This is a genomic window from Marivivens donghaensis (genome assembly GCF_030410045.1).
GTDB classification, from domain to species: domain Bacteria; phylum Pseudomonadota; class Alphaproteobacteria; order Rhodobacterales; family Rhodobacteraceae; genus Marivivens; species Marivivens donghaensis.
Map to the genome: position 1 here is coordinate 478,223 of NZ_JAUFRA010000005.1, position 24,191 is coordinate 502,413.

20 protein-coding genes are annotated in these 24,191 nt (G+C 57.3%); 12 read left to right on the forward strand and 8 right to left on the reverse strand.

What is annotated here, in order from left to right; genetic code table 11:
- The first annotated feature begins 59 nt into the window (after positions 1-59).
- Positions 60-893: a bifunctional allantoicase/(S)-ureidoglycine aminohydrolase gene (locus QWY83_RS08010; protein ID WP_249945360.1), complete on the forward strand. Its 834-nt coding sequence runs from the start codon at positions 60-62 to the stop codon at positions 891-893.
- A 79-nt stretch (positions 894-972) separates the two neighbouring features.
- Here QWY83_RS08010 and QWY83_RS08015 read toward each other — a convergent pair whose 3' ends face one another.
- The 3 genes from QWY83_RS08015 to puuE are packed head-to-tail and all read right to left on the reverse strand — an operon-like array spanning position 973 to position 4,323.
- The gene (locus QWY83_RS08015) at positions 973-2,370 is read right to left on the reverse strand and encodes a uracil-xanthine permease family protein (protein ID WP_249945359.1); all 1,398 of its coding nucleotides are present in this window, start codon (positions 2,368-2,370) and stop codon (positions 973-975) included.
- Positions 2,371-2,422: 52 nt separating this feature from the next.
- Positions 2,423-2,911 (reverse strand): ureidoglycolate lyase, encoded by a 489-nt coding sequence (locus tag QWY83_RS08020; protein WP_249945358.1) that lies wholly within the window; start codon positions 2,909-2,911, stop codon positions 2,423-2,425.
- Positions 2,908-4,323, reverse strand: a complete 1,416-nt coding sequence (puuE, locus tag QWY83_RS08025) for an allantoinase PuuE (protein WP_249945357.1) — start codon at positions 4,321-4,323, stop codon at positions 2,908-2,910. The genes QWY83_RS08020 and puuE overlap by 4 nt, the downstream gene beginning before the upstream one ends.
- 138 nt (positions 4,324-4,461) lie before the next feature.
- On the opposite strand from puuE, the gene uraH reads away from it, so the two are divergent.
- Positions 4,462-4,815, forward strand: a complete 354-nt coding sequence (gene uraH, locus QWY83_RS08030; RefSeq protein WP_249945356.1) for a hydroxyisourate hydrolase — start codon at positions 4,462-4,464, stop codon at positions 4,813-4,815.
- Here the strand turns inward: uraH and QWY83_RS08035 are convergent.
- Positions 4,812-5,717, reverse strand: a complete 906-nt coding sequence (locus QWY83_RS08035; RefSeq protein WP_249945355.1) for a LysR family transcriptional regulator — start codon at positions 5,715-5,717, stop codon at positions 4,812-4,814. The genes uraH and QWY83_RS08035 overlap by 4 nt on opposite strands.
- 101 nt (positions 5,718-5,818) lie before the next feature.
- Here QWY83_RS08035 and QWY83_RS08040 point away from each other — a divergent pair, with 101 nt between their 5' ends.
- Both QWY83_RS08040 and QWY83_RS08045 read left to right on the forward strand, forming a co-directional pair.
- Positions 5,819-7,054, forward strand: a complete 1,236-nt coding sequence (locus QWY83_RS08040) for a urate hydroxylase PuuD (RefSeq protein WP_249945354.1) — start codon at positions 5,819-5,821, stop codon at positions 7,052-7,054.
- Between the two features lie 153 nt (positions 7,055-7,207).
- Positions 7,208-8,524: a cytochrome-c peroxidase gene (locus QWY83_RS08045; RefSeq protein ID WP_249945353.1), complete on the forward strand. Its 1,317-nt coding sequence runs from the start codon at positions 7,208-7,210 to the stop codon at positions 8,522-8,524.
- Here QWY83_RS08045 and QWY83_RS08050 read toward each other — a convergent pair.
- The gene (locus tag QWY83_RS08050; protein WP_249945352.1) at positions 8,521-9,999 is read right to left on the reverse strand and encodes a CRTAC1 family protein; all 1,479 of its coding nucleotides are present in this window, start codon (positions 9,997-9,999) and stop codon (positions 8,521-8,523) included. The two genes, QWY83_RS08045 and QWY83_RS08050, sit on opposite strands and share 4 nt — an antisense overlap.
- Positions 9,996-11,270, reverse strand: coding sequence for an ROK family transcriptional regulator (locus QWY83_RS08055; RefSeq protein ID WP_105234632.1), 1,275 nt, complete (start codon positions 11,268-11,270; stop codon positions 9,996-9,998). Before QWY83_RS08055 ends, QWY83_RS08050 begins: the two co-directional genes overlap by 4 nt.
- Positions 11,271-11,484: 214 nt before the next feature.
- Between QWY83_RS08055 and QWY83_RS08060 the strand changes: the two genes are divergently transcribed.
- The 7 genes from QWY83_RS08060 to QWY83_RS08090 all read left to right on the forward strand — a co-directional run bounded on the left by QWY83_RS08060 (position 11,485) and on the right by QWY83_RS08090 (position 19,719).
- Positions 11,485-12,513 carry a substrate-binding domain-containing protein gene (locus QWY83_RS08060; protein ID WP_249945351.1) on the forward strand — a complete coding sequence of 343 codons (1,029 nt, stop codon included), beginning with the start codon at positions 11,485-11,487 and terminating at the stop codon, positions 12,511-12,513.
- A 158-nt stretch (positions 12,514-12,671) separates the two neighbouring features.
- The gene (locus QWY83_RS08065) at positions 12,672-13,991 is read left to right on the forward strand and encodes a sugar ABC transporter permease (protein WP_249945350.1); all 1,320 of its coding nucleotides are present in this window, start codon (positions 12,672-12,674) and stop codon (positions 13,989-13,991) included.
- A gap of 12 nt (positions 13,992-14,003) precedes the next feature.
- Positions 14,004-14,765 (forward strand): ATP-binding cassette domain-containing protein, encoded by a 762-nt coding sequence (locus QWY83_RS08070; RefSeq protein WP_105234629.1) that lies wholly within the window; start codon positions 14,004-14,006, stop codon positions 14,763-14,765.
- The gene (gene xylB / locus QWY83_RS08075) at positions 14,765-16,204 is read left to right on the forward strand and encodes a xylulokinase (protein WP_249945349.1); all 1,440 of its coding nucleotides are present in this window, start codon (positions 14,765-14,767) and stop codon (positions 16,202-16,204) included. The genes QWY83_RS08070 and xylB overlap by 1 nt, the downstream gene beginning before the upstream one ends.
- Before the next feature lie 8 nt (positions 16,205-16,212).
- The gene (gene xylA, locus QWY83_RS08080; protein ID WP_249945348.1) at positions 16,213-17,514 is read left to right on the forward strand and encodes a xylose isomerase; all 1,302 of its coding nucleotides are present in this window, start codon (positions 16,213-16,215) and stop codon (positions 17,512-17,514) included.
- A gap of 216 nt (positions 17,515-17,730) precedes the next feature.
- Positions 17,731-18,708: a hypothetical protein gene (locus QWY83_RS08085; protein ID WP_105234626.1), complete on the forward strand. Its 978-nt coding sequence runs from the start codon at positions 17,731-17,733 to the stop codon at positions 18,706-18,708.
- 3 nt (positions 18,709-18,711) lie between these two features.
- Positions 18,712-19,719, forward strand: a complete 1,008-nt coding sequence (locus QWY83_RS08090) for a carbohydrate kinase family protein (protein WP_249945347.1) — start codon at positions 18,712-18,714, stop codon at positions 19,717-19,719.
- Between the two features lie 4 nt (positions 19,720-19,723).
- Here QWY83_RS08090 and QWY83_RS08095 read toward each other — a convergent pair whose 3' ends face one another.
- Entirely contained in the window at positions 19,724-20,689 is a 966-nt protein-coding gene (locus QWY83_RS08095) for a sodium-dependent bicarbonate transport family permease (protein WP_435404507.1), read from the reverse strand.
- 95 nt (positions 20,690-20,784) lie between these two features.
- Between QWY83_RS08095 and QWY83_RS08100 the strand changes: the two genes are divergently transcribed.
- Positions 20,785-21,693, forward strand: coding sequence for a hydrogen peroxide-inducible genes activator (locus QWY83_RS08100; RefSeq protein ID WP_249945346.1), 909 nt, complete (start codon positions 20,785-20,787; stop codon positions 21,691-21,693).
- A 130-nt stretch (positions 21,694-21,823) separates the two neighbouring features.
- On the opposite strand, the gene QWY83_RS08105 is transcribed toward QWY83_RS08100, so the two are convergent.
- Positions 21,824-24,043: a S8 family peptidase gene (locus QWY83_RS08105; RefSeq protein WP_249945345.1), complete on the reverse strand. Its 2,220-nt coding sequence runs from the start codon at positions 24,041-24,043 to the stop codon at positions 21,824-21,826.
- Between the last annotated feature and the right edge of the window lie 148 nt (positions 24,044-24,191).

Consider the following 24,191-nt stretch of genomic DNA (forward strand, 5'->3'; position numbering starts at 1 on the left):
TGTGGTGCGTCGCGCCAAAGTTAGGTTGAGTGGGGTCGATCTATAAGGTTCGGATTATCATGACAAAATCTCGATACTACTCCCCGACGGGCGGGCTGCCGCCGCAGACACAGTTGCTCACGGATCGCGCTGTGTTCAAAGACGCCTATGCCGTCATTCCCAAAGGCACGATGAGCGATATCGTGACCAGCTACCTGCCGTTTTGGGACAAGTCCCGTTTTTGGGTTCTGGCGCGCCCGCTGTCTGGATTTGCAGAGACGTTTTCGCAATACATCGCTGAGGTTGCTGAGGGCGGCGGTTCGGATCGCCCAGAGACGGAGACGGGCGTTGAGGCTGTTCTCTTTGTCGTGGCGGGTGAAATGACGCTCACGCTGAACGGTGAAACCCATGTGTTGGCTGAGGGCGGATATGCCTTCCTCCCGCCAGATGCGACATGGTCCCTGCGCAATACCAAAGCTGCACCACTACGGTTCCATTGGCTGCGCAAACGGTATCAAGCGATTGACGGGCTGGACATGCCGCCCGCCTTTGTCACGAACGAAGCGGACGTGGCCCCGAATGCGATGCCCGACACGGATGGCAAATGGGCGACGACGCGGTTCGTTGATCCGACCGACCTGCGCCATGACATGCATGTGAACATCGTGACCTTCCAACCCGGTGGCGTAATCCCATTTGCGGAAACGCATGTGATGGAACACGGGCTTTATGTGCTTGAAGGCAAAGCCGTCTACCGTCTCAACGATGATTGGGTCGAGGTCGAGGCTGGCGATTTCATGTGGCTTCGGTCGTTCTGCCCGCAAGCCTGTTACGCGGGGGGACCGGGGCCGTTCCGATACCTTCTCTACAAGGACGTGAACCGCCACATGCCCTTTGCACCACTGGCCCGATAAACGAAAAGCCCCAGAGTTTCCTCTGGGGCTTTTGCTTTGTCATATGCCCTGCCCCGCCACTGCGGAGCAGGGTTTTTGATTACTTCTTGGACCCCGACATGCCACCCGACACTTCATCAGTCGCTTCGACTGAGAGGTGCGCAGGCAGGATGAGGTTCAGAACAATCGCGATCAGGGCCGCAGGCAGGATGCCCGAAGTTGCCAAGATCTTGATCGTGCCCGGCAGATACTGCAGCGCATCAGGCTCGAGCTGGAGGCCCAGACCCAGCGACAGAGCGATCGCAAAGATCACCATGTTGCGGGAGTTCCATTCAACGTCCGACAGCATCGAAATACCCGAAGCCACGACCATGCCGAACATGACGATCACACCGCCGCCCAGAACTTCGATCGGAACGGTCGAGATGATCGCGCCAACTTTGGGGACCAGACCACAGATGATCAGGAACACAGCGCCAAGGGTCACAACGTGGCGGCTCATGACGCCCGTGATTGCGATCAGGCCAACGTTCTGGCTGAACGAGGTGTTCGGCAGTGCGCCAAAGAGGCCAGACACAGCAGTGCCCAGACCGTCTGCATAGGTCGCGCCTGCGATCTCTTTGTCAGTCGCTTCGCGGCCAGCGCCACCTTTGGTGATACCAGACACGTCACCCACGGTTTCAACAGCCGACACGAACGCCATTGCGCAGAAGCCGATGATCGACGCCGCGGTGAATTCCATGCCAAAGTGGAACGGGTTCGGCAGCGAGAAGGTCGCAGCGCGCCCCACGTTACCAAAGCTCACCATGCCCATCGCATAGGCAACAACGTAGCCAGCGATCAGACCGATCAGAACGGCAGAGATCGACATCATGCCGCGGGTAAAGAACTTTAGACCAAGCGTGACAACGATCACCGTGCCAGCGACCAGCCAGTTCGCGCCAGAGCCATATTCAGGCGTGCCAATCGCAGGAACACCGCCTGCCGCATACTGGATACCGACTTTGACCAGAGCGAGACCGATCATCATAACCACAAGGCCAGTCACCAGCGGCGGCAGAGCAAAGCGGATCTTACCAATGACCGTGCCGAGGAGTGCGTGGAACAGACCGCCCACGAAAATACCGCCCATCAGGACAGCGATAGCATCAACGCCCTTGCCCGCAACGAGCGGGATCATAATCGGAATAAAAGCAAAGGATGTGCCCTGAACGATAGGCAAACGTGCGCCGACGGGACCGAAACCAATGGTTTGGAACAATGTCGCAATGCCCGCAAAGAACATCGACATCTGAATCATGTAGACCATTTGCGGGAAATCAGGCGAGTTCGACCCAAAGCCGAAACCAGCCGCGCCACAAACGATGATCGCAGGGGTGACGTTCGAGACGAACATCGCCAAAACGTGTTGGATACCGAGCGGGATCGCTTGGCCTAATGGAGGTGTATAATTTGGGTCCTTTAGCTGTGCAGCTGTCCCAAGTGACGTATCAGCCATAGTGTTACTCCCTTTTGACTGTTGTTAGTCGCCCCCATTCTGCGGGGAGCGTTTATTGTGGGACGTCAATAATCACTGGCTCTTTGAACCAGTGTTCCACCAGATTATTGCCGTCCCCAATTCGGTCGATCACGATGTATTGGCCATCGCGATCCAGTGGCGTGAGGACCCCATGCCATGTGTTTTTATGTAGGTTGATCGATTGCCCCGGCTGGCTGATGAAAGCCTCAATCGGGCCAGGAGTTTCGCCCGCCGCCGCAACCACAACAATCATCGGAACGCCCGAGATCGGCACAAAGGCCTGACTACCCAATGGGTGACGTTCAACCAATGCGACCGTCATCGGCAGGCTACGCGCCTTTGCGTCAAAGAGGCTGATGCCCGCGCGACCCTCGCCGAAATCGACGTTTGCGCGGTCGTGGTGACGCCCGCACATGCCCTGATTGATGATCATGTCAGGGGCGCCCGAAACTTCGATCACGTCACCATAAGGCGCAAAGGCTTCGGCGGTGAGGGGTTTGGGCGTCACGTTAACTGTCATGCGAAGAGATCCTGCAAACGGAACTCTGCGATGCGTTCGACCTGTCGGCAGGCCTCTGCAAACTCGGTCGCGCGGTCGTTGTTGATCCGACGTTTGAACGCAGCTAGGATCGATGCCTTATCGTGGTCGCGCACGGCGATGATAAAGGGGAACCCGTGTTTTGCGACGTAGTCCGTGTTCAACGCGGTAAAGGTTTCGCGCTCCTCATCGGTGAGCATATTCAGACCCGCGCTGGCCTGTTCTGATGTGCTCTCTGCGGTGAGACGACCAGCCGCCGCCAGTTTCCCAGCCAGATCAGGGTGCGCCAATAGAACGCCCAGACGTTCATCCTCGGTTGCGGAACGGAACATACGGCATAGCGCGTTGTGAACGCCTGCAGCACAGTCATGCGCGGGGCCCAGTTCCAACTCGAACGCACGTTCGGCAATCCAAGCGGAATGTTCAAAGATGCCACCATAAAGGCTGACAAAACGGTCTTTGGTCATCTGGCTCGGTCGTTCGATCCGTTTGTGCGGATGATGCGTCGCCCAATGCTCTGCGATCTCGATGCGGCGCGGGCACCAGACATCGCTATGTGCCTGAATATGGTCGATGAATTTCTTGAGGCCCGCGATTTTACCGGGACGGCCAACCAGACGGCAATGCAGCCCGACGGACATCATTTTCGGCGCGCCAGCCTCGCCTTCGGCATAGAGCGTATCGAAGGCATCGATCAGGTAGTCGCCAAAGTCCTGCCCTGTGACCCACCCCGGTGCACCCGCAAACCGCATGTCGTTTGCTTCGAGCGTATAGGGGATGATCAGCTGATCGCGGTCGCCGCATTCCATCCAATGCGGCAGGTCGTCGTCATAGGTATCGCTGATGTAGTCGAACCCACCCTCTTCGGCGACGAGGGCAACGGTGTTCATCGAGCAACGGCCCGTGTACCAACCGCGCGGGCGTTCGCCGACGACCTCGGTGTGAAGACGGACGGCCTCAGCGATCGCTGCGCGTTCCTCGTCCTCGGGCATGTCTTTGTGTTCAACCCACTTGAGCCCGTGGCTCGCGATTTCCCAGCCTGCGGACTTCATCGCGGCAACCTGTTCAGGGTTGCGGGCCAAGGCAGATGCCACGCCGTAGATCGTCACGGGAATATCTGCGCCCGTAAACAAGCGATGCAGACGCCAAAACCCAGCGCGGGCGCCGTATTCGTAGATCGACTCCATGTTCCAATGACGCTGACCTGCCCACGGCGCAGCACCCGGAATATCGGACAAGAACCCCTCAGAGCCCGCATCCCCATGGAGCAAGCAGTTCTCACCGCCTTCTTCGTAGTTCAGAACAAATTGCACAGCCACTTTGGCCCCGTTGGGCCAGTTCGCATTGGGGGCCTGCGGCCCGTATCCGCGCATGTTGCGAGTATATCGACGCAATTGAATTCTCCTGCAGTTCGCAACACTGTATTCTGAGAGCCAGTGAAACGGTTTCAATTTAATCTTGAAAGTCCTTATTGCTGCTCAGGTATCGCTTCATTCTGAAACTGCGGCAAAAAAGGGCAAAAGGAGACTGAAATGTCTGGATATTTGACTACTCACGTTTTGGACACGGCGCGTGGCTGCCCTGCGCAGGGTCTAAAGATTGACCTCTATCGGATTGAAAACGAAACCCGCACGCACATCCGTAGCCTCTCGACAAACGCGGATGGCCGCACCGATGAACAGATCCTGCCCGCAGCCGAATTTGCGACGGGCGTTTATGAGTTGGTGTTCCACGCGGGCGACTACCTCGATGCTTGCGGCACCCCACCTGAAACCCCACGGTTTCTGGATGTGATCCCGCTGCAGTTCGGCATGTCAGAGGCATCGCACTACCACGTGCCGCTGCTTCTCTCGCCCTTCGGGTATTCGACCTATCGCGGCAGCTAAACCGATAGCTGTTCGTCGATCCGTTTGACCATAAAATCTATAAAAACCCGTGCCTTGGGGTCTTGCCGTCTGCGGTGCATGAACAGGCATCCCATCTGAATGGGCACGGGTGGTTCGTCTGGCAGCACAGGCACCAGACGCCCAGATTCGAGGTGCTCTGATATCTCGAACACCGATTTCAGAATGATCCCCTGCCCATCCAAGGCCCAATTGGTCAGCACGTCACCGTGGTCGGTCTCAAACGGCCCCGACACGGGGACACGACGCACACCCTCTGGACCTTGCAAAGGCCAGCGAAACTCTGGCGCGCCGGGGTAGCGCAGGTTCAAACAATCATGAGCATCGGTGCAGAGTTCCGCACTCGATGTCGGATAGCCCCGCCGCGCGAGGTAATCAGGCGACGCGCAGAGCACCCTCTGGCAGTCGGTGATTTTGCGAATGCGGAGGTTGCTGTCCTCGGGATTGCCAAGGAAAAACAACACATCAAGCCCTTCCTCGGCCATATCCAACTTGCGGTCGGACAGACGCAGGCGAATATCCACAAGCGGGTTTTGCGCCCGAAAATCAGGCAACGCGGGCGCGATGACCCGCTGACCCAGCCCGAGCGGTGCAGCGACATAGAGCGTTCCGCGTAATGTGCTTGTCGCGGTGCTAATGTCGGCTTCGGCCATATCGACGGCCTCAATGATGCGGCAGGCCCCTTCATAAAACATCCGCCCCTGTTCAGTCGCAGCGAGCTTGCGGGTCGTGCGCTGGAAGAGCCGTGTGTTAAGGTGTTCTTCTAACTGCGAGATTCGAGATGATGCAACCGCAGCAGAAATGCGTAAATCTCGTGCAGCCGCCGACATATTTTCAAGTTCATAGACCCGAATGAAGGTTCTGATATTGTCGAGGTAAGCCACGTGATATTTCCGTATTTCTTGAAGCTGCCTTGGAATTTTCAAGAATACTCGAAAAGCTATCACTGGACTAGACTCTTCGCAAAGACAGGAGATGGGGAAATATGCAGGACCTTGTAGTATTGTGGGATTGGGCCGCCTTTGCAGTGCGCTGGCTTCACGTGATCACCGCGATGGCGTGGATCGGATCATCCTTTTATTTCATCGCGTTGGACCTTGGTCTTCGCAAAGTGCCGAACCTTCCAGTGGGCGCGCATGGCGAAGAATGGCAGGTGCATGGCGGTGGGTTCTACCACATCCAGAAATACCTCGTTGCCCCTGAAAACATGCCCGACCATCTGACGTGGTTCAAATGGGAGAGCTATACGACTTGGCTCTCTGGCGCGGCTCTGTTGATGATCATCTACTGGGTGGGTGGTGAACTATATCTCATCGATCCAGCCAAGGCTGACCTCGCCCTGTGGCAGGGTATCCTGATTTCCGCGGCCTCCCTCAGCATCGGCTGGCTGGTTTATGATTTCCTCTGCAAATCGCCTCTGGGCGAACGCCCCACCGTCCTGATGGTTCTGCTGTTCGTCCTGCTCGTCGTTATGGGTTGGGCCTACAATCAAGTGTTCACAGGTCGCGCAGTCATGCTGCACCTCGGCGCGTTCACCGCTACGATCATGACGGCGAACGTGTTCCTCATCATCATGCCGAACCAGCGCATCGTTGTAAAAGACCTCCAAGAAGGTCGCACACCTGATGCGAAATACGGGAAAATCGCGAAACTGCGGTCGACGCACAACAACTACCTGACCCTTCCGGTCGTGTTCTTGATGTTGTCGAACCACAACCCGCTGGCCTTTGGCACCGATTACAACTGGATCATCGCAGCGCTGGTGTTCCTGATGGGCGTAACAATCCGCCATTATTTCAACACCCGCCACGCTCGCAAAGGCAGCCCAAGCTGGACATGGGCCGTGACTGCGATCCTGTTCATCCTGATCGCGTGGCTGTCGACCGCACCGCTGCGCTACGACACATGGGAAGAATCTGACGCGCGTCCGCTGACCCCGACCGAACAAAAGTTCGCAAATGCCGAAGGGTTCGAGGATGTGGCATCGGTGATCCCTGGCCGCTGTTCGATGTGCCACGCGCGTGAGCCGTTTTATAACGGTATCCGCAACGCGCCCAAGGGAATGCTGCTCGAAACGGACCATGATATTGCCCGCGCCGCGACCCAGATTTTCCTGCAGGCCGGCGTCACTCACGCCATGCCGCCCGCGAATGTCAGCTACATGGAAGACGACGAACGTCGGATGATCGTGGAGTGGTATCGCAACGCCACAAACAGCTAAACTGCTTCTCCCTGCAAAGAGGCCCTGCCCGAGAGATCAGGTGGGGCCTCTTTCTGTTCAAAACACCGTTTATATACGAAAAATCTACCCTCTTTTCCTTTCCAAACCCAAGGCTTTGCGACACTCTACTGCCAAGGGAAGAGGAGAGATCGAATGCGTTCATTGACCTTAGTTTTGACGTTGGCAGCCCCAATGGTTCAGGCGGCGGGAATACCTGCGCCGTTGACGGATGATGACTTCCTGCCGGTGCGCCAAGACGAGGCCGAATTGGGCCAGTTGCTGTTCTATGATCCCATCCTGTCGGGTAACAAAGAGGTCGCCTGCGCGACCTGTCACCATCCGTCCGAGGGAACAGGCGACGGGCTATCGCTATCCATCGGGGATGGTGGTCGCGGGCTCGGCCCGAACCGCGTTTTGGACATGGCGAACCTGCCTGAACAACGGATTCCCCGTAACGCGCAACCGCTCTTTAACCTCGGCGCCAAAGAGTTCCGCGCGTTGTTCCATGACGGTCGGGTAGAGCTCGACCCGAACCGTCCGTCTGGCCTGCGCACCCCTCTTGAGGACGAGATGGTCGCGGGCTTTGCCTCTATCGTTTCCGCGCAGACAATGTTCCCCGTTTTGTCCGCCGATGAAATGGCGGGCCATTATTCCGAGAACGAGATTTCGCAGGCCGTGCGTCTGGGCACGCTGACGGGCGAAGGCGGTGCGTGGGATTTGATCGCGCGGCGCGTTGCGGCCATTCCTGAATACGCGGATAAATTCAGCGCGGTGTATGACCACATTTCGTCGCCTGACGACATCGCCTTTACCGATATTTCCAACGCCATTGCCGCGTTTATGGAGTTTGAGTGGCGGTCGGACACATCGCCCTTTGATGCGGCCTTGCGCGGGACTGCTCCGCTACCAGAGACCGCTGCCCTAGGGATGGAGTTGTTTTATGGCGAGGCTGGATGTGCGTCCTGTCACGCAGGAAAATTCCTGACCGATCATAGCTTCCACGCGATGGGGCAGCCTCAGGTCGGACCGGGTAAAGGTGCGCGGTTTGAAACCAATGCCCGCGACGAAGGGCGGTTCCGTGTGACAGGCGATCCCGCAGACCTTTACGCATTCCGCACTCCATCATTGCGCAATGTAGCACTCACAGGGCCTTGGGGGCATGCGGGGGCGTATTCGGACCTGACGGCATTCGTCAAAGGTCACATTGATCCCGTTGCGGGTCTCGAATCCTACGACCGCTCGCAGGTCGTGCTGCCCGAGGCCGAGTTCGCCGATTGGCGGATTATGGATGATCCCGCAGAGGTGGCAGCTATCGCCGCAGCAGTCAGCATTGAACCCGTTGAACTGTCGGATGACGAGGTTACGGCGATTGTCGCGTTCTTGAACAGCCTCACCGACACTGCCGCGCAGACAGGACGTTTGGGCGTTCCCGAAACGGTGCCGAGCGGTTTGACGATCCCTAACCCTTAATGGGTTAGGGTCAGCGTTTGGTTCACAGGGGCCGTGGCCGTGGTCACTGTCCCGTTCGGCCATTCCACTGTGATCGTCGCCTCAATCGCGTCGCCAAGACCGAAATGCAACGGTACGGCCTGGCCGCCAGCGTGACCGCCGCCGATGGTGACTTGCTGGGTTTCTTTAAACGTACCTGCCTCAACCGTGATCTGCGCGCCGATTGCATTGCGGTTTCCACCGCCCTGCTCCAGCGCGACGTTGAGCCAAGCGCCAGTATCTGGCGTCACGTTGCGATAGATTTCCATTGGGGCACGACGGTTCAGCACCAGCACATCAAGCCGTCCGTCATTGTCGAAATCGGCCAATGCCGCACCGCGGGCACGTTCACCACTGGCCAGCCCCGCCTCGAGTGCTGCCTCAATAAAATGACCATCGGGCTGCTGCATCAGAAGGTTATTCGGATCATGGATCGCGTTCGATGGCATCTGATCGACATTGCCTTTCGCGATGAACAGATCGGCGCGACCATCGTTGTCCACATCGCCAAACTGCGCGTGCCATCCTGTCGACGGTCGGCCATCATCGCCGAGATATGGGCGATGCGCCGATGTGCCCATGTTAAACGGCGCAGCGGTATATAGGCCTTCGTCCGTTGCGATCTGCAGAAGCTGATCGCCCATTGAGGTCAGCATGACCTCGTCGCGGCCATCACCGTTCAGGTCGCGACTGGCGATCCCCATGCCCCAGAGAGACACCTTCGCCCAGCCGTCCTCTTCGCCTAAAAACCGTGCTTCGGCGATGTCCCACATCTGCTCGTAACCGCCGCGCACGTAATACTGACGGTCGTTCGAAATGCGGAGCCGCTGGGTACCCGATGCATCCCGCGCCGCAAGCATGGAGAGTGCGCAAAAGCCGGGCTCGAGGTTACTAGCCGTGTATGTGCCGTTCTCAGGCGTCAGTAGCGTATTGCTATCACAGGCGAAAAACGGCCCCTTGGGGTTGCTGCGATCGACGTAGTTGCCGACCGCCATCTGAGGCAGACCGTCATCGACCCACCACGCTGTAAAGGAGGTGGACCACTGATCTGTCTCTGGCACACCATAATCCGCCGTCACATCGGTAAAACTACAATCCGCGCCGCCCTTCAGCACTCTATTCGCGCCGATCCGCAGGACGAAAAGGTCCATGTGACCGTCCGCATCAATGTCGATCGGATAGGCACCTGTGGTCTCTGTGATTTCGGGAAAGTCACCTGCGTGGAACTGGAAATCACCGTCGTTGATGAACAGCGATGCTGGCCCCGTTCCGCCCGCGGCGAACACATCAGGGAGCGTATCCCCATTGCAATCCATCACCGCAACGCCGCCGCCGACGAAATGGTCCCAGCCGCCGCTGTATTCGTGGGGCGGCAAATTCTGGGACATATTTTCGAAAACTGGACCCGCAAAGGCCGGAGCCGCGCCAAAGACCGCGAGTAGCGTTAGGTATTTCATGCTGGTAACTTCGTCTCTCCAAAGACCCGATTGGTCAATTCACTCAGCGCAAGCGCTGCTGCCCCACGGGCCCAGACTAAGTCATCCCATGTCTGGATTTCAATTTTACTTCTTGGTCGCGCCTGATTGAGCGTCAAGGAATGCGTCTCCGCAAGCACTTCGGCGGCGTAGAGGTAGTCGAACCGCATCCGTTCGCCCGACAGAATGATCAGCTCGGGATCGAAAAGGTTGATGATATTAGACAGGCCAACCGCCAAATAGCGCCCTGCCCGCTGGAAAATCGTCCGCGCACCACGGTTGCCCGATTTCGCTTTTTCGTAGAGCGTTTCGAGCATGACAGGCAAGCTCTGCGGATTGTTCCGCGAAATACCCAAGGCCGTCGATGCCTCACGCGCCAAAGCGTAGTCCGCAAGGTAAGCTTCGAGACATCCACGTTGCCCACAACGGCAGAGCGCACCGTCGAGTTGCACTTTGATATGGCCCAATTCCATGCCCATGCCACGGGTGCCGCGATAGAGCTGGTTGTTAATCACCATGCCCATACCCACGCCATGTTCGACCGTGACAACCGCAAAATCCTTACGGCTACGGCCCGCGCCGAACCACAGTTCAGCCAGCGTCAGCATATTCGCGTCGTTTTCGAGGTGAGCGGGACAGTTGAACCGATCCGCGATGGCTTGCTCCATCGCGACTTCGGTTTCAACAATGAGCGGCGACCATGTGACCACACCACAGGAATGGTCGACAACACCAGAGATCCCAACACTGATTCCCGAGACCGCCGAGAACGGCAGGCCCGCCGTGGTCATCAAACGGTTCACAAGTTCTTCGAGTTCATCAAGGATAGTGGCGACGGGCTTTTTCGTGGTCGGAATGTTCAACGCGGCAGAGGCAACCACCTGCCCCGCGAAATCGGTCAGCACGGCGGTGTGGCGTTCGTCAGAGATCTTAATCCCGATGACCCGCTTCACCTCTGGCACCACCTGCAATGCGACGGGAGGACGGCCACGACCCGCTTCGCGTGCAGCACCCTCAACCTCGCGCAGATACCCTTCGGCGATCAATTCGGCCGTAATAGAGGTCACAGACCCCGGCGAAACGTTCAAAGTCCGCGCGATCATCGCCCGCGACACCTGCCCATTTGCCCGCACCTGTTCAAAGACCTGCTGACGGAGAGATTTGGAATCACGCAACCCCACAAGGTTAATCGGCCCGCACCCTTCCTGTGCGTGCTGCGATTCGAGAAGGACCTCCTCCAACCCAGATTCCATAAGTTCACCTCCTGAACTATTTCTGCACCTGCGAGAAGATTTCCTCCGAATTTCCCTCAGGTGAGCGTAGTATTCGGGCGAAAATTGCCCGCTGTCCATAAATTTTCCGCAATTTATGATTTTTTTATTTTGACAATTGAATTTAATCAGTCAAGCTAAGGAGGCCTACGAAGAGAACGATCTTCGTTGATAGAATTCTATGGGAGGAAACACTATGCATAAGGCAATTATCGCGGCTGCTGTGGCAGTTGCAGGCTTCAGCGGCTCTGCTGCTCTGGCAGACGGCATGAAAATCGGCGTATCCTGGGCGAGCTTCCAGGAAGAGCGTTGGAAGATCGACGAAGCAGCAATGGTTGCAGCAATCGAAGCTGCTGGCGACACCTATGTGTCCGCAGACGCTCAGTCGTCGTCCACCAAACAGCTTGCTGACATCGAAGCACTGATCGCTCAGGGCGTTAACGCACTGATCATCAACGCATGGGACAAAGACGCAATCGGCCCGGCTATCGAAATGGCAGCGGCTGAGGGCATTCCGGTTGTAGGCTACGACCGTCTGATCGAAGACGACCGCACCTTCTACCTGACCTTTGACAACATCGGCGTTGGTCGCATCATCGCTGAAACCGTTTCGGCAGAAGTTCCAGAAGGCAACTACGCAATCATCAAAGGTGACCCAGGTGACCCGAACGCTGCGTTCCTGCTTCAGGGCATGATGGAAGTTATCGGCGACGACGTTGCTGCTGGCAAAATTAACATCGTTGGCGAAGCGTTCTCGGACAGCTGGAAGCCTGAAAATGCTCAGAAAAACATGGAGCAGATCCTGACCGCAAACAACAACAACGTTGATGCTGTTCTGTCTGAAAACGACGGCATGGCTGGCGGTGTTGTTGCTGCTCTCTCCGCTCAGGGTCTCGTTATCCCAGTTGGTGGTCAGGACGGCGACTTGGCTGCGATCAACCGCGTTGCACGTGGCACCCAGACCGTTTCGGTTTGGAAAGACTCCCGTCAGCTCGGCACTGCAGCAGGTGAGATTGCTTCGGCTCTCGCAGCAGGTACCGCACTTGACGCAATCGAGGGCGCTGTGAAGTTCTCGGGCGGCGAAAAAGGCATCGAAATGAATGCGATCCTTCTGTCCCCGACCCCGCTGACACGCGCAAACCTCAGCGTTGCAATCGACGCAGGCCACATCTCGAAAGAGCAGGCATGTGAAGGCGCAATCGCAGGCGTTGACGGCTGTAACTAAGCCTCAGACACGGGTGCCAGACCTCGGTTTGGCACCCGACACTCTTTGAATTTTCGACATTCGGACGCTTTGCCGTCCTGAAACGCCGCAGCAGCTTGCCACGAAGACTAGGTTTGAGCACTGCACCCTGCGTACCAAGCAGATATTTGGAAGGTTCCATGACCGACACCACAAACAAACCCACCGGCTCCGCGTCGAAGACTGGGCCGATCACGCGATTCCTGCGTGCAACCGAGATTGATACCCGCCTCCTCGGCATGGTCGGCGCTTTGCTGGCGATCTGGATCGGGTTTCACATGTATGGCGTAATCTTTAACGATTTTGGCGCCTTCCTCACACCACGCAACCTGTGGAACTTGTCCGTTCAGATGTGCTCCATCGGGATCATGGCAACGGGTATGGTTCTAGTCATCATCACACGCAACATTGACCTGTCGGTGGGCTCTCTTGTTGGTGTGACTGGCATGATCATGGGTATTTTGCAGGTCGAAATCCTGCCGCAATACCTCGGCCTCGGAAACCCGTCGATCTGGATCATCACCGCTGTCGTTGGCATCCTGTGTGGTGCGATCATCGGCGCATTCCACGGCTGGCTTATCGCTTACCGCGGCATCCCTGCGTTCATTGTGACCCTCGGTGGTCTGATGATCTGGCGCGGCGCTGCATTCTTGTCAAACAACGGTAAAACCATTTCCCCCGTTGACGCGACCTTCCAGCTTTTGGGCGGCGGACCTTACGGCACCGTGGGTGCAACTGGCAGCTGGATCGTTGGTGGTCTGGCCTGTGCAGGCATCATCTGGTTGATCTACGCAGGTCGTCGCAATCGGATCGAGCATGACTTCCCGCTGCGTCCGATGTGGGCTGAACTGTTCGTAGGCGGCCTAGGCTGCGCGATTGTGGTTGGTGCAGTTCTTCTGGTGAACTCCTACCCATGGCCGAAAGGCATCGTGAACCAATGGGCGGCGAAAAACGGCGTTGAGGTTCCTGCTGAAGGCCTCTTCATCAGCCACGGCTTTGCTATCCCTGTGATCATCCTGATGGTGGTCGGCATCCTGATGACCATCCTGATGACCCGCACCCGCTTTGGTCGCTACGTCTTTGCGATCGGTGGTAACCCCGAGGCTGCGGCTCTGGCTGGTATCAACGTTCGCTGGATGACCCTGCGCATCTTCGCACTGATGGGCGCATTGGCTGGCCTTTCGGCTGTTGTTGCCTCTGCCCGTCTGAACAGCGCGACCAACGCTCTGGGCCTTCTGGACGAGCTTTATGTGATCGCGGCAGCCGTGATCGGCGGCACCTCGCTCGCTGGTGGTGTTGGCACAATCTACGGTGCGATCCTAGGCGCGCTGGTAATGCAGAGCCTTCAGACCGGCATGGTCCTGATCGGCTTTGATACAGCAGTCCAACAGATCGTCGTCGGTAGCGTCCTCGTGATCGCTGTCTACCTCGACAACCTTTACCGCAGCCGTTCAAAGTAAGGAGACGTGACAATGACCAACACGCAAAACCCTCTTGTCGAATTGCGGAACATCGAAATCGCATTCGGCGGTATCAAGGCCGTGGATGATGTCAGCGTTGACCTCTACCCGGGCGAAGTTGTTGGCCTCTTGGGCCACAACGGTGCAGGCAAATCGACCCTGATCAAATGTCTATCGGGCGCGTATAAAAAGGACGCAGGTGAAGTGCTGATCAACGGCCAATCCGTTGAGATCAACAACCCGCGCGACGCCCGTTCCTACAACATCGAAACCATCTACCAGACGCTCGCGCTGGCGGATAACCTCGATGCAGCGTCGAACCTGTTCTTGGGCCGTGAGATCGTGACCAAATCAGGCATGCTCGACGAAGCAAAGATGGAAGCTGAGACGCGCAAGATCATGGCGCGTCTCAACCCCAACTTCCGCAAGTTCAACGAACCAGTGAGCGCGCTTTCGGGCGGTCAGCGTCAGTCGGTTGCGATTGCTCGTGCGGTGTATTTCAACGCCAAAATCTTGATCATGGATGAACCGACAGCGGCGCTCGGCCCGCATGAAACACAGATGGTGGCAGAGCTGATTCAAGAGCTAAAGAAACAAGGCCTTGGTATCTTCTTGATCGACCACGATGTGCATGCGGTAAAACAGCTTTGTGACCGCGCGGCGGTTATGAAAAACGGTCAGTTGGTCGGCGTTGTGAAAGTGGATGAAGTGACCGAGGACGACCTCCTCGCGATGATCATCCTTGGACGCAAACCGGAACATCTGGCAGCATAATGTACATCGGACTTGATCTAGGCACTTCGGGCCTAAAGGGGATCGTCATTGACGATTCCCAAACTATCCTCGCCGAAGCAACGGCCCCCCTCACCGTCAGCCGCAAGGCAGATGGTTGGTCAGAACAGGACCCCGCGGATTGGATCACAGCCGCGCAAACTGTTCTGGGTGCTCTCAAGTCCAAACTTTCGCTCGACGGTGTGCGTGCCATTGGCCTCTCTGGTCATATGCATGGTGCAACGTTGCTGGATGCCTCGGATACAGTGCTACGGCCCTGCATCCTCTGGAACGATACGCGGTCCTCAGCTGAGGCGGCAGCGCTGGATGCTGACCCGCGGTTCCGTGCCCTTACGGGCAACATCGTATTTCCGGGCTTTACCGCGCCGAAAATCGATTGGGTTCGCAACAATGAACCCGAAATCTTTGCCAAATTGGCGAAAGTTCTCCTGCCCAAGGATTACCTGCGCCTATGGCTCACAGGTGAACACGTCGCTGAGATGTCGGATGCGGCAGGCACATCGTGGCTCGATACAGGGGCGCGGGCGTGGTCCGATGACCTACTCGAAGCGACCCACCTGACACGCGATCACATGCCGCGTCTCGTCGAAGGGTCTGATGTTTCGGGCACCCTACGGGCCGACATCGCAGCACAATTCGGCCTCCCCGCCAATGTCGTCGTGGCAGGCGGCGGCGGTGACAACGCAGCGAGCGCCGTGGGCGTGGGCGTTGTGAAATCTGGCGATGCGTTTATCAGCCTCGGCACCTCTGGCGTGCTCTTTGCGGCCTGTGACGCCTATTCCCCTGACGCGGCGAGCGCAGTGCACACCTTCTGTCACGCCCTGCCCGACACATGGCACCAGATGGGCGTGATCCTCGCAGCTGCGGACGCGATGAACTGGTTTGGTCGCGTGATGGGCGCGGCACCTGCAGAACTCACGGGCGCGTTGGGACCACTCACCGCCCCTGCCCGCACGTTGTTCCTGCCCTACTTGGGTGGCGAACGTACCCCGCACAATGATGCGACCATCCGCGCCTCGTTCCTGCACCTTGACCACGCGACCGACAGCGCAGCGATGACACGAGCGGTGCTAGAGGGCGTCACCTTTGCGGTGCGTGATAGCTATGACGCGCTGACCTCTACTGGCACACAGATCGAACGGTTGATCGCCGTTGGGGGCGGGTCAAAGTCTGACTACTGGGTGCAAGCGATCGCAACCATCCTCGGCATTCCGATCGGGTTGCCTGTGGCTGGTGACTACGGTGGCGCGTTCGGCGCGGCCCGTTTGGGCCTAATGGCAGCAACAGGTGAAACCACCGCAGCAGCAAGCGCCCCGCAAATCGCGCGCACCATTGATCCTGTTCCCGCTTTGCAAGAGGCATTCCTCGCCCGCCACGCTGATTATCAAGCGGCCTATAAGGCGCTTAAGACACTCAACTAGAGGTTCCTATGACCGATTTTTTCAAAGGCATTCAGGCCGTCAAATACGAAGGCCCCGAGACTGAAAACGAATTTACATTCCGTTACTACAACCCTGACGAAGTCATCATGGGCAAACGGATGGAAGACCATCTGCGCTTTGCCGTCGCCTACTGGCACAGCTTTGCCTACGAAGGCGGCGACCCGTTCGGTGGTCGCACCTTTGATCGCCCGTGGTTCGGTGACTCCATGGATGCCGCGAAACTGAAGGCTGATGCGGCGTTCGAGATGTTCGACATCCTCGGCGCGCCATACTTCTGTTTCCACGACCTTGATGTGCGTCCTGAAGGTAAGACCTTTGCAGAGAACAAACGCAACCTCGAAGAGATCGTCGACTACTTTGCGCAGAAAATGGAAACCTCAAAGACAAAGCTACTTTGGGGCACCGCGAACCTATTCACCCACCGTCGTTTCATGGCTGGTGCGGCGACCAACCCTGATCCAGAGGTTTTTGCCTACTCTGCTGCGACCATCAAATCTTGCATGGACGCAACGATGAAACTGGGCGGTGAGAACTACGTTCTGTGGGGCGGCCGTGAGGGCTATGAAACCCTGCTGAACACCGACCTCACCAAAGAGGCCGAACATGCGGCGCGGATGCTCGAAATGGTGGTCGAGTATAAGCACAAGATGGGCTGGGACGGTCAGATCCTGATCGAACCGAAACCCCAAGAGCCGTCCAAGCACCAGTATGACTTTGACGTGGCCACCGTTTATGGCTTCCTCAAACGCTTCGGCCTTGAGAACGAAGTGAAGATGAACATCGAACAAGGCCACGCGATCCTTGCGGGTCACAGCTTTGAACACGAACTGGCCTTGGCTGGGTCGTTGGGCATGCTGGGTTCGATCGACATGAACCGCAACGACTACCAGTCTGGCTGGGACACCGACCAATTCCCGAACAACGTTCCGGAAATGGCGCTGGCCTATTATGAAGTTCTCAAGGCTGGCGGCTTCACCAAAGGCGGCACCAACTTTGACGCACGTATCCGTCGTCAGTCGCTCGACGCAGAGGATCTGATCCTCAGCCACATTGGTGGCATGGATTGCTGTGCACGCGGCCTCAAGGCGGCGGCTGCGATGCTTGAGGATGGCAAGCTCGAAGCGGCACGTGATGCGCGTTACGCAGGCTGGGATACCGATGGCGCGAAAGCGATGCTGGGCAGCGATCTGGCCTCGATCCAAGAGCGCGTTCTAGCTGACAACGTTAACCCAGAGCCCCGCTCGGGCCGTCAGGAACGTCTGGAAAATCTGGTTAACCGCTACCTGTAATCAGGTGCGAAAAGGCCAAAGAAAGGGGTGCCATCGGCGCCCCTTTTGCATGTCAGGCATCACGGGCTAGGTCAGCAGTTCGCACATCAATCCAAGATTGATAGTCACATGCGCAGCCTCCCTCGCGCTCATTGCAAAACTTTTCTTTTCGCAGACAGTTTAGCGCTATCAATTTCACGAAACTGCGATACCGTTTTCCCTAGAGTGGAGGACGTTATGCCGAAAAATCTTGATCGTAAGTTAGACGCCATTCGTTCGGGCAAATACAAGCCGAACGACTTTATCATTGCGGACGCCAAAGACGGCGATATGGCCTTTGGCTGTGCCACCCCAGGAAAAGGGGCTGATGGCCGCATGAAATCGCTGCGTGCCTATCGCGACGATATGATCAAGGTGACGAAATCTGGTTTGGTCGACATCATGCTGATGTCCCTCTCGACCGCAGAGGTGATGCAGGCCGAGGGGCTGTTCCACAAATCTCACGTGACCCCTGCTGTGCGCCTGAACGATACCACGGATATTTGGCACGTCCGTGGCGGGTGCTATCCCAAACACATGATGAAGAATTTCCGCTCTGCCCGTTTGGATCGGGTCAAAGCGGTCGCGCCTTTAGGCCTCTATTCGGTGACGTTCTACAATGACCTCGAACGGGATCACAAAACGCTCGAAGAGTTCGCGAAGTTCCGTGATGAGGCCTCTGCGGAAGGGGTCGATTACTTCCTCGAGGTCTTTAACCCCCAAATCCCCGTCGAAACCAACGGCGACTTTGCGACCTACAACAATGACATGATCGTGCGCTGCCTTGCGGGCGTGTCGCGGCATGAACGCCCCGCCTTCCTCAAGGCAGCCTATAACGGTCCCGCCGCGACCGAAGAAATCGCAGGGTACGATCCTGAGAACCTGATCTTTGGTATTCTTGGCGGTGGCGCGGGAACCACGCGCGATTGCCTTGAACTGATCCGTCAGGCGGAAAAATACGGTGCACGTGTGGCTCTGTTCGGGCGCAAGATCTACTACTCTGAGGACTCGGTTCTCATGGTCAAAGCGATGCGCCACGTGATCGAAGACGGCGTTACCAGTGAGGAAGCGGTGAAGGCTTATCACGGTGATCTTCAGGCCAATGGTATCACGCCTTTCAGATCGCTCGACGACGATCTGGTGATTTCTGAAAACATCCTCAAGCCCAACGTGTGACCCATGCGCAAGGGGTTTGTGACCGCAGGCACGTGGTGTGTTGATCGCAACATTACCGTCGATCAATGGCCCAAAGAGGACATGATCGCCGCCGTTCAAAAGGTCGAACTGGCGGGTGGCGGGTCTGGTTGCAACTTTGCCGTCGATATGCGCCGTCTCGACCCTGACATGCCCGTCTGGACCCAAGGTCTGATTGGTGCGGGCGAGATGGGCGATTTCCTGATCGGGATCGCCGACGAATACGGCATTGATCGCAGCGGCCTTTACCGCACTGCTGACGCACAGACCCAAGTGACAGACGCCTATGTATCGGCCCAAACGGGTCGTCGCACGCATATCCTGTTCTTTGGTGTCGCGGACCTGATGACGCCAGACCATTACGATTTTTCGACCTGTTCGGCGCGTGTTCTACACCTCGGGCTTCCGGGTATTCACAAACAGATGGACGCAAAGTGGGGCGGCGATGCTAATGGTTGGGTTACGGTGCTCCGCAAAGCTAAGGCCGCGGGACTGAATACCAACTTTGAATTCGTCGCCGGGCCTGAGGACAAGATCAGAGCGGTCGGGCACCCTTGCCTACCGCATCTCGATACCTTGGTGGTCAACGATTTCGAAATTGGCGCGCTGGCTGGGCGCAAAACCGTTGAGGACGGCGTGACTGATCGCGATCAAGTGTTTGCCGCCGCCAGAGAGGTCCTTGCCATGGGGGCCATGGAACTCGTCGCCGTTCATTTCACCGAAGGCGCGGTTTTGGTCACTCGCGACGGCACCGAAACCTTCCAACCCTCGGTGCGCATCGCAGATAAAGACCGCAAGGGCGCAAATGGCGCTGGTGATGCCTTTGCCGCGGGGTTCCAATACGGGCTTCACGAAGGATGGACAGGGCAAGACTCGCTCAAACTCGGTCACGCAGCTGCCGCCGCCTGCCTACGGTCGGTCGGCACTTACACGACCGTAGAGACAGCGGCGGAGTGTTTGGCTTTGGCCCAAACGTGGGGATGGCGCGACTAGTCCCTCAGATGAGGCCGGCCAGCCAGAGGTAGAGCGGCAGACCTACTGTGATGTTGAACGGAAACGTCACGCCGAGCGATAGCGTCAGGTAGATCCCCGTTTCTGCCTTGGGCAGCGCGATTTTCATGGCCGCAGGCACCGCGATGTAAGAGGCCGACGCCGAGAGCACCATCAACAAAAACTGACTGCCCGTTTGCAGGCCGATCAAAGAGCCAAGACCCATGGCGAAGATCGCACCAATCAGGGGCATCATCACGCCAAAGGCGAAAAGGCCTGTGCTGAGAAGGTGACGGTTTGTGATCAGGCTCCGCCCCGCAGACAGACCCATATCCAGCAAGAATAGGCAGAGGATGCCGACAAAGGGTGTCACGACGAAGGGCGCGATCATCTCCATCCCTTTGTCCTGCGTCAGCGCACCGATCAAAAACGCGCCGCTCAGTAGAACGATTGACCCATTGGCAAAGAGTTCACGCATCGGGACGCTGGCCTCTTGGCCGTCGCGACCAAACCGATTTGCAATCCAAAGCGCAGAGAGGATCGCGGGCACCTCCATCACGGCGGCAACAGCCACCATGTAGCCGTCCGCCGACAGACCCGTCAGGTCCAGTAGGCTAGACGCCGCGACAAAGGTCACGATGGAAATCGAGCCATAGTGCCCCGCAACCGCCGCTGCCGTGGTCGCATCAAGCCGCGTCATTGTGCGGAGCAGCATGTAGGCGAGGAACGGCAGAAGGAATGACAACAACAAACCCGCTGCCAGTGCGAGGAACACCTCAAAACTGAGCCCTCCTTCGGCGAGGCTATGCCCCCCTTTGAACCCGATGGCGAGCAGCAGGTAGAGCGACATGAACTTTGCCGCGCCTTCGGGAATAGACAGGTCGCTGCGCACAAAGGCCGCGACAAGGCCCAGAACAAAGAACAAGATCGTCGGCACCATCAGGTTCCCAACAAGGCTATCGAACATTTGCATAATTAATCTCTCCAACAGGTTTGCGGCCTGTTGCCCTAAATTTACTGATAGCTTAAATACAAATTAACATTTTTATTCATAGTTTGAGGCTATGTATGCGCCCGACCCTGCGGCAAATGGAATATATCGTCACCGTTCACCAGTTGGGCGGCTTTGGCCTCGCTGCGGAAAAGCTGAATGTCAGCCAACCGAGCCTATCGACCCAGATCGCCGCCGTGGAAAGCGACCTTGGCGTTCGGCTCTTTGATCGGAGCCGAGCTGGGGTTGAGGCGACAGCGCGCGGGTTGGATTTTGTGAAACGCGCCCAGCGTATCTTGGCCGAGGTCGAAGCCCTGCGCGGCACCATGCTCTCTGACCTGCCATTTGGCGGCAGGCTACGATTGGGGGTTTTGCCTTCCATCGGGCCCTATCTGTTGCCTCAAGCAATCACCGCGCTGCACGACGCAGAACCCGATCTGCGCGTTGTGGTGCGCGAAGAAAATACCCTCCTGTTGGATGACGGCATCCGCAGCGGTCGGTTCGATGCGATCATATCGACACCCGAAGACCACCCCAACACCATGCAACATCCGTTGTTTGTGGAACCCCTTTGGGTCGCGGTCGCGCAAGATCACCCGCTTGCCCATCGGTCGAGCGTGACAGCCGCCGACCTGACGGGGCAGCGTCTGTTGACGTTGGATACGGGGCACAGATTGTCACGCATCGTCTACGGCATCGCTGGCGCGAGCGGCGCGATAGTGTCCGACGACTACGAAGGCACGAGCCTCGATTCAATCGTTTTGATGGCAGCGACGGGTGCAGGGATCGGCATCCTTCCCGACCTTTTCGCCCGTAGGCAAGGCATCCACCGCAGCGAAGTGCGTATCATGCCGCTGGTCACGCCAGACTCCCACCGTACCATCAGCCTCTTGGTGCCGAGCGATCGGACCGAAAAGTTTGCAGGCGCTTTGGCTCGCATTCTGCGCAGTGCGGCTAAGGCACTGGAATTGAACGTAATCGAATAGCCCACGTAGATTTGCTTTTTGGAAATGGAGTTGACCACAAAAACTTTACCCGAACTAACATCGGAACCAGCAATATTGGACCACCTCATTTGGGCCTTCGGTACAAATTAGTGAACTCTCCGAGAGACCTTCACAGCCTAAAATTAAGCGCTATCCCAACCATATTTCCATGGACCCCTTCGATGTGACCCGCGTTGAGGCTATGCACCATGGAAAAGGTGAAGGACGCATTGTCGATGGCATGGATCGGCGCTGAATATTCAAAGCCAATGTCCATTTGACGGGCCTCGGGTGCTAGATCGGCTGCGATAGTTCGAAAGGCGTCAGAGCCAGCGGCCAGAGCCGTCGTCTCGTTGGCGAGGCTCACATCCACCGTACCGCTGGTGATCGCTGAAGGACGTGCGAGAGAAACGCTGAGAAGCCCGCCATTCGGCAACGCGCGATCCATTGCGACCTTCACGCTGTTGAAAGTGACGTCGTTAAAACGACCCAGCATCCCTGCGCCGTGACCGTCGGCTTTGCCCGCAGCCCCCTCGAGGCGCAGACCGATGCTGTCGGCCAGTTGCACACCATAGGCAAAATCCAGAGCCGCAGAGCGACCACGGATGCCATCCTCAAAACCAGGTGCCGTCACGCCGACGACGGACCCGACCTCTTGCATCGCTGTAAGACCAGCCGAAAAGTAGCCACCGTCGGTCGCGAAGGTATGAGCGAGGCCTAAACCAGCGCCACCGTTGTTCCCTTCGATCATGCGCAGATTGGTCTGGCCGAGGGTCAGGTCGCGCACGAAATTGCCCGTTTGCGCATAGGCATTCATGGCAACATCAGCCTCGATCATCGCACCATAGCCCTGCCCCGCTGAGAGGGATTGAGCGGTCGCAGCGCGGGCCGAAAGGCGCGGCTCTGCTGACAACGCAGCAACGTCGATCGAACTGAGCGACCCCACGGTCCCTGCAACGATATCCGAGGCCGCGATGTCAAATGTGCCTTTCAAACTGTCGGAAGCATAAACGGTCTCGCTCGACAGTGCGTCGGCAAGGGCGTTCCCCGACAACGCGCCCGACACAGCCGCCACCTGCCCCGCAGACAGATTGATGCTCTGTCCTTCGGCAACTGGAACGCTGGCCGTTCCAATCGGCAAAAGCGCCGCCCGCAAATCAAGGAACCCATGTCCGAATTCATCATTATAAGCGTGTGTGACGCCCGACCCGAAATCAATCGACCCCGTGAAATCTGTCATCCAAGCATTATCGGCAGAGGCCAAAAGGCGGTCGCGCAATTGCGAGGCGGAGAGGTCTGGAAAGGCCTCAGCCAGCAGCGCCACAGCGCCAGAAATTTGCGGCGTCGCGTAACTGGTGCCCGTGCCTGACGTGTAGCCGATATCGGTGTAATCCGTCGCGATGTAGATCGACCCATCCGCAGTCATACAAAAGGCCGCGGTTTGCATGCAGGCGGACGAGATGCGCTCTACCGAGGTGATCCCATATTCATCAAACGTTGCCGCACCATTTACAACGGTGATCCACGACCCTTCGAGATCGGGATAGAGGAGCGGCAAAGCCCCGACGTTATAAGCGTCCAATTCGTCATGATAGTTCGACAGAGCAAAGACCACGACGCCGCTCTGTGCATAGTCGCGCATCGCACTGATATACGAGGAGGCGACGGAATACTGGCCAAAGTAGTACTCGAAGGTCGATTGATTGAAATCACGCGACAACTGCCACGAGTTATTCATCACAATAGCACCAGCGGTATCGGCTTCACTCACCATTACGGCGCGTTCATTCCACGTCGAACCTGTCTGATAATCCCACGTCCCGAGGAATAGATCAGCCCCAGAGGCAACGCCTTCGACGGCATCGATGCCAGTTCCGCCTCGACCAACAGCGATACTCGCCACTGCCGTGCCATGGTCATCGCGCGCATCCAAATTTGATACGGAAGAGTGCGTCACGTTCACGCCGTCGAACGTCTCATGGCTCAAACGGACCGCGTTATCCATGATGGCAATCGTTTGCCCTGCCCCCGTCAGACCGACGGACCGCGCATAATCGACACGCGCCGCTTCAAGCGGACGGCCACCGCGCCAATTCACGTTGTTGGAAAAATTCGCGGTGCTTTGGACGGCATGAACGGCCGCCATCGAGAACTCGGTCACGAACCCACGAACCCACCCAGTTCCGAGTTCGCCGCCAGGACCCCAAGTCGATTTCGAATATTGCTCGCTCAGTGCAGAGCTAGAGCCACCGTAAGAATAGTCAGTTTCGTCCTCACCACTGCCGCCACAACCGATAAGAGCGCAAAGCGATAGTATGGAGGTCGTTCTGTAAATTGCAGAACAACGCATTGCATGAGCCTTAAAAAAGCACAGCAACAGACCTGCCGCAGCAGGAAACCCAATAAATCAATACAAATGTAACAACTGCATCCGCCAAAATAAGCGGTAAGCGATCCGTTGCAGAAATCAAAATGAGGTAAAAAATCACCACTTAAGG

Excerpts from the sequence above, each read along its gene's own strand:
- uraH (WP_249945356.1), top strand. The coding sequence starts at position 4,462 with ATGTCTGGATATTTGACTACTCACGTTTTGGACACGGCGCGTGGCTGC.
- QWY83_RS08055 (WP_105234632.1), bottom strand. The coding sequence starts at position 11,270 with ATGGAATCTGGGTTGGAGGAGGTCCTTCTCGAATCGCAGCACGCACAG.
- QWY83_RS08040 (WP_249945354.1), top strand. The coding sequence starts at position 5,819 with ATGCAGGACCTTGTAGTATTGTGGGATTGGGCCGCCTTTGCAGTGCGC.
- QWY83_RS08100 (WP_249945346.1), top strand. The coding sequence starts at position 20,785 with ATGCGCCCGACCCTGCGGCAAATGGAATATATCGTCACCGTTCACCAG.
- xylA (WP_249945348.1), top strand. The coding sequence starts at position 16,213 with ATGACCGATTTTTTCAAAGGCATTCAGGCCGTCAAATACGAAGGCCCC.
- QWY83_RS08015 (WP_249945359.1), bottom strand. The coding sequence starts at position 2,370 with ATGGCTGATACGTCACTTGGGACAGCTGCACAGCTAAAGGACCCAAAT.
- QWY83_RS08060 (WP_249945351.1), top strand. The coding sequence starts at position 11,485 with ATGCATAAGGCAATTATCGCGGCTGCTGTGGCAGTTGCAGGCTTCAGC.
- QWY83_RS08105 (WP_249945345.1), bottom strand. The coding sequence starts at position 24,043 with ATGCGTTGTTCTGCAATTTACAGAACGACCTCCATACTATCGCTTTGC.
- QWY83_RS08085 (WP_105234626.1), top strand. The coding sequence starts at position 17,731 with ATGCCGAAAAATCTTGATCGTAAGTTAGACGCCATTCGTTCGGGCAAA.
- QWY83_RS08045 (WP_249945353.1), top strand. The coding sequence starts at position 7,208 with ATGCGTTCATTGACCTTAGTTTTGACGTTGGCAGCCCCAATGGTTCAG.
- xylB (WP_249945349.1), top strand. The coding sequence starts at position 14,765 with ATGTACATCGGACTTGATCTAGGCACTTCGGGCCTAAAGGGGATCGTC.
- QWY83_RS08070 (WP_105234629.1), top strand. The coding sequence starts at position 14,004 with ATGACCAACACGCAAAACCCTCTTGTCGAATTGCGGAACATCGAAATC.
- QWY83_RS08090 (WP_249945347.1), top strand. The coding sequence starts at position 18,712 with ATGCGCAAGGGGTTTGTGACCGCAGGCACGTGGTGTGTTGATCGCAAC.
- QWY83_RS08020 (WP_249945358.1), bottom strand. The coding sequence starts at position 2,911 with ATGACAGTTAACGTGACGCCCAAACCCCTCACCGCCGAAGCCTTTGCG.
- QWY83_RS08065 (WP_249945350.1), top strand. The coding sequence starts at position 12,672 with ATGACCGACACCACAAACAAACCCACCGGCTCCGCGTCGAAGACTGGG.
- QWY83_RS08095 (WP_435404507.1), bottom strand. The coding sequence starts at position 20,689 with ATGCAAATGTTCGATAGCCTTGTTGGGAACCTGATGGTGCCGACGATC.
- QWY83_RS08050 (WP_249945352.1), bottom strand. The coding sequence starts at position 9,999 with ATGAAATACCTAACGCTACTCGCGGTCTTTGGCGCGGCTCCGGCCTTT.
- QWY83_RS08010 (WP_249945360.1), top strand. The coding sequence starts at position 60 with ATGACAAAATCTCGATACTACTCCCCGACGGGCGGGCTGCCGCCGCAG.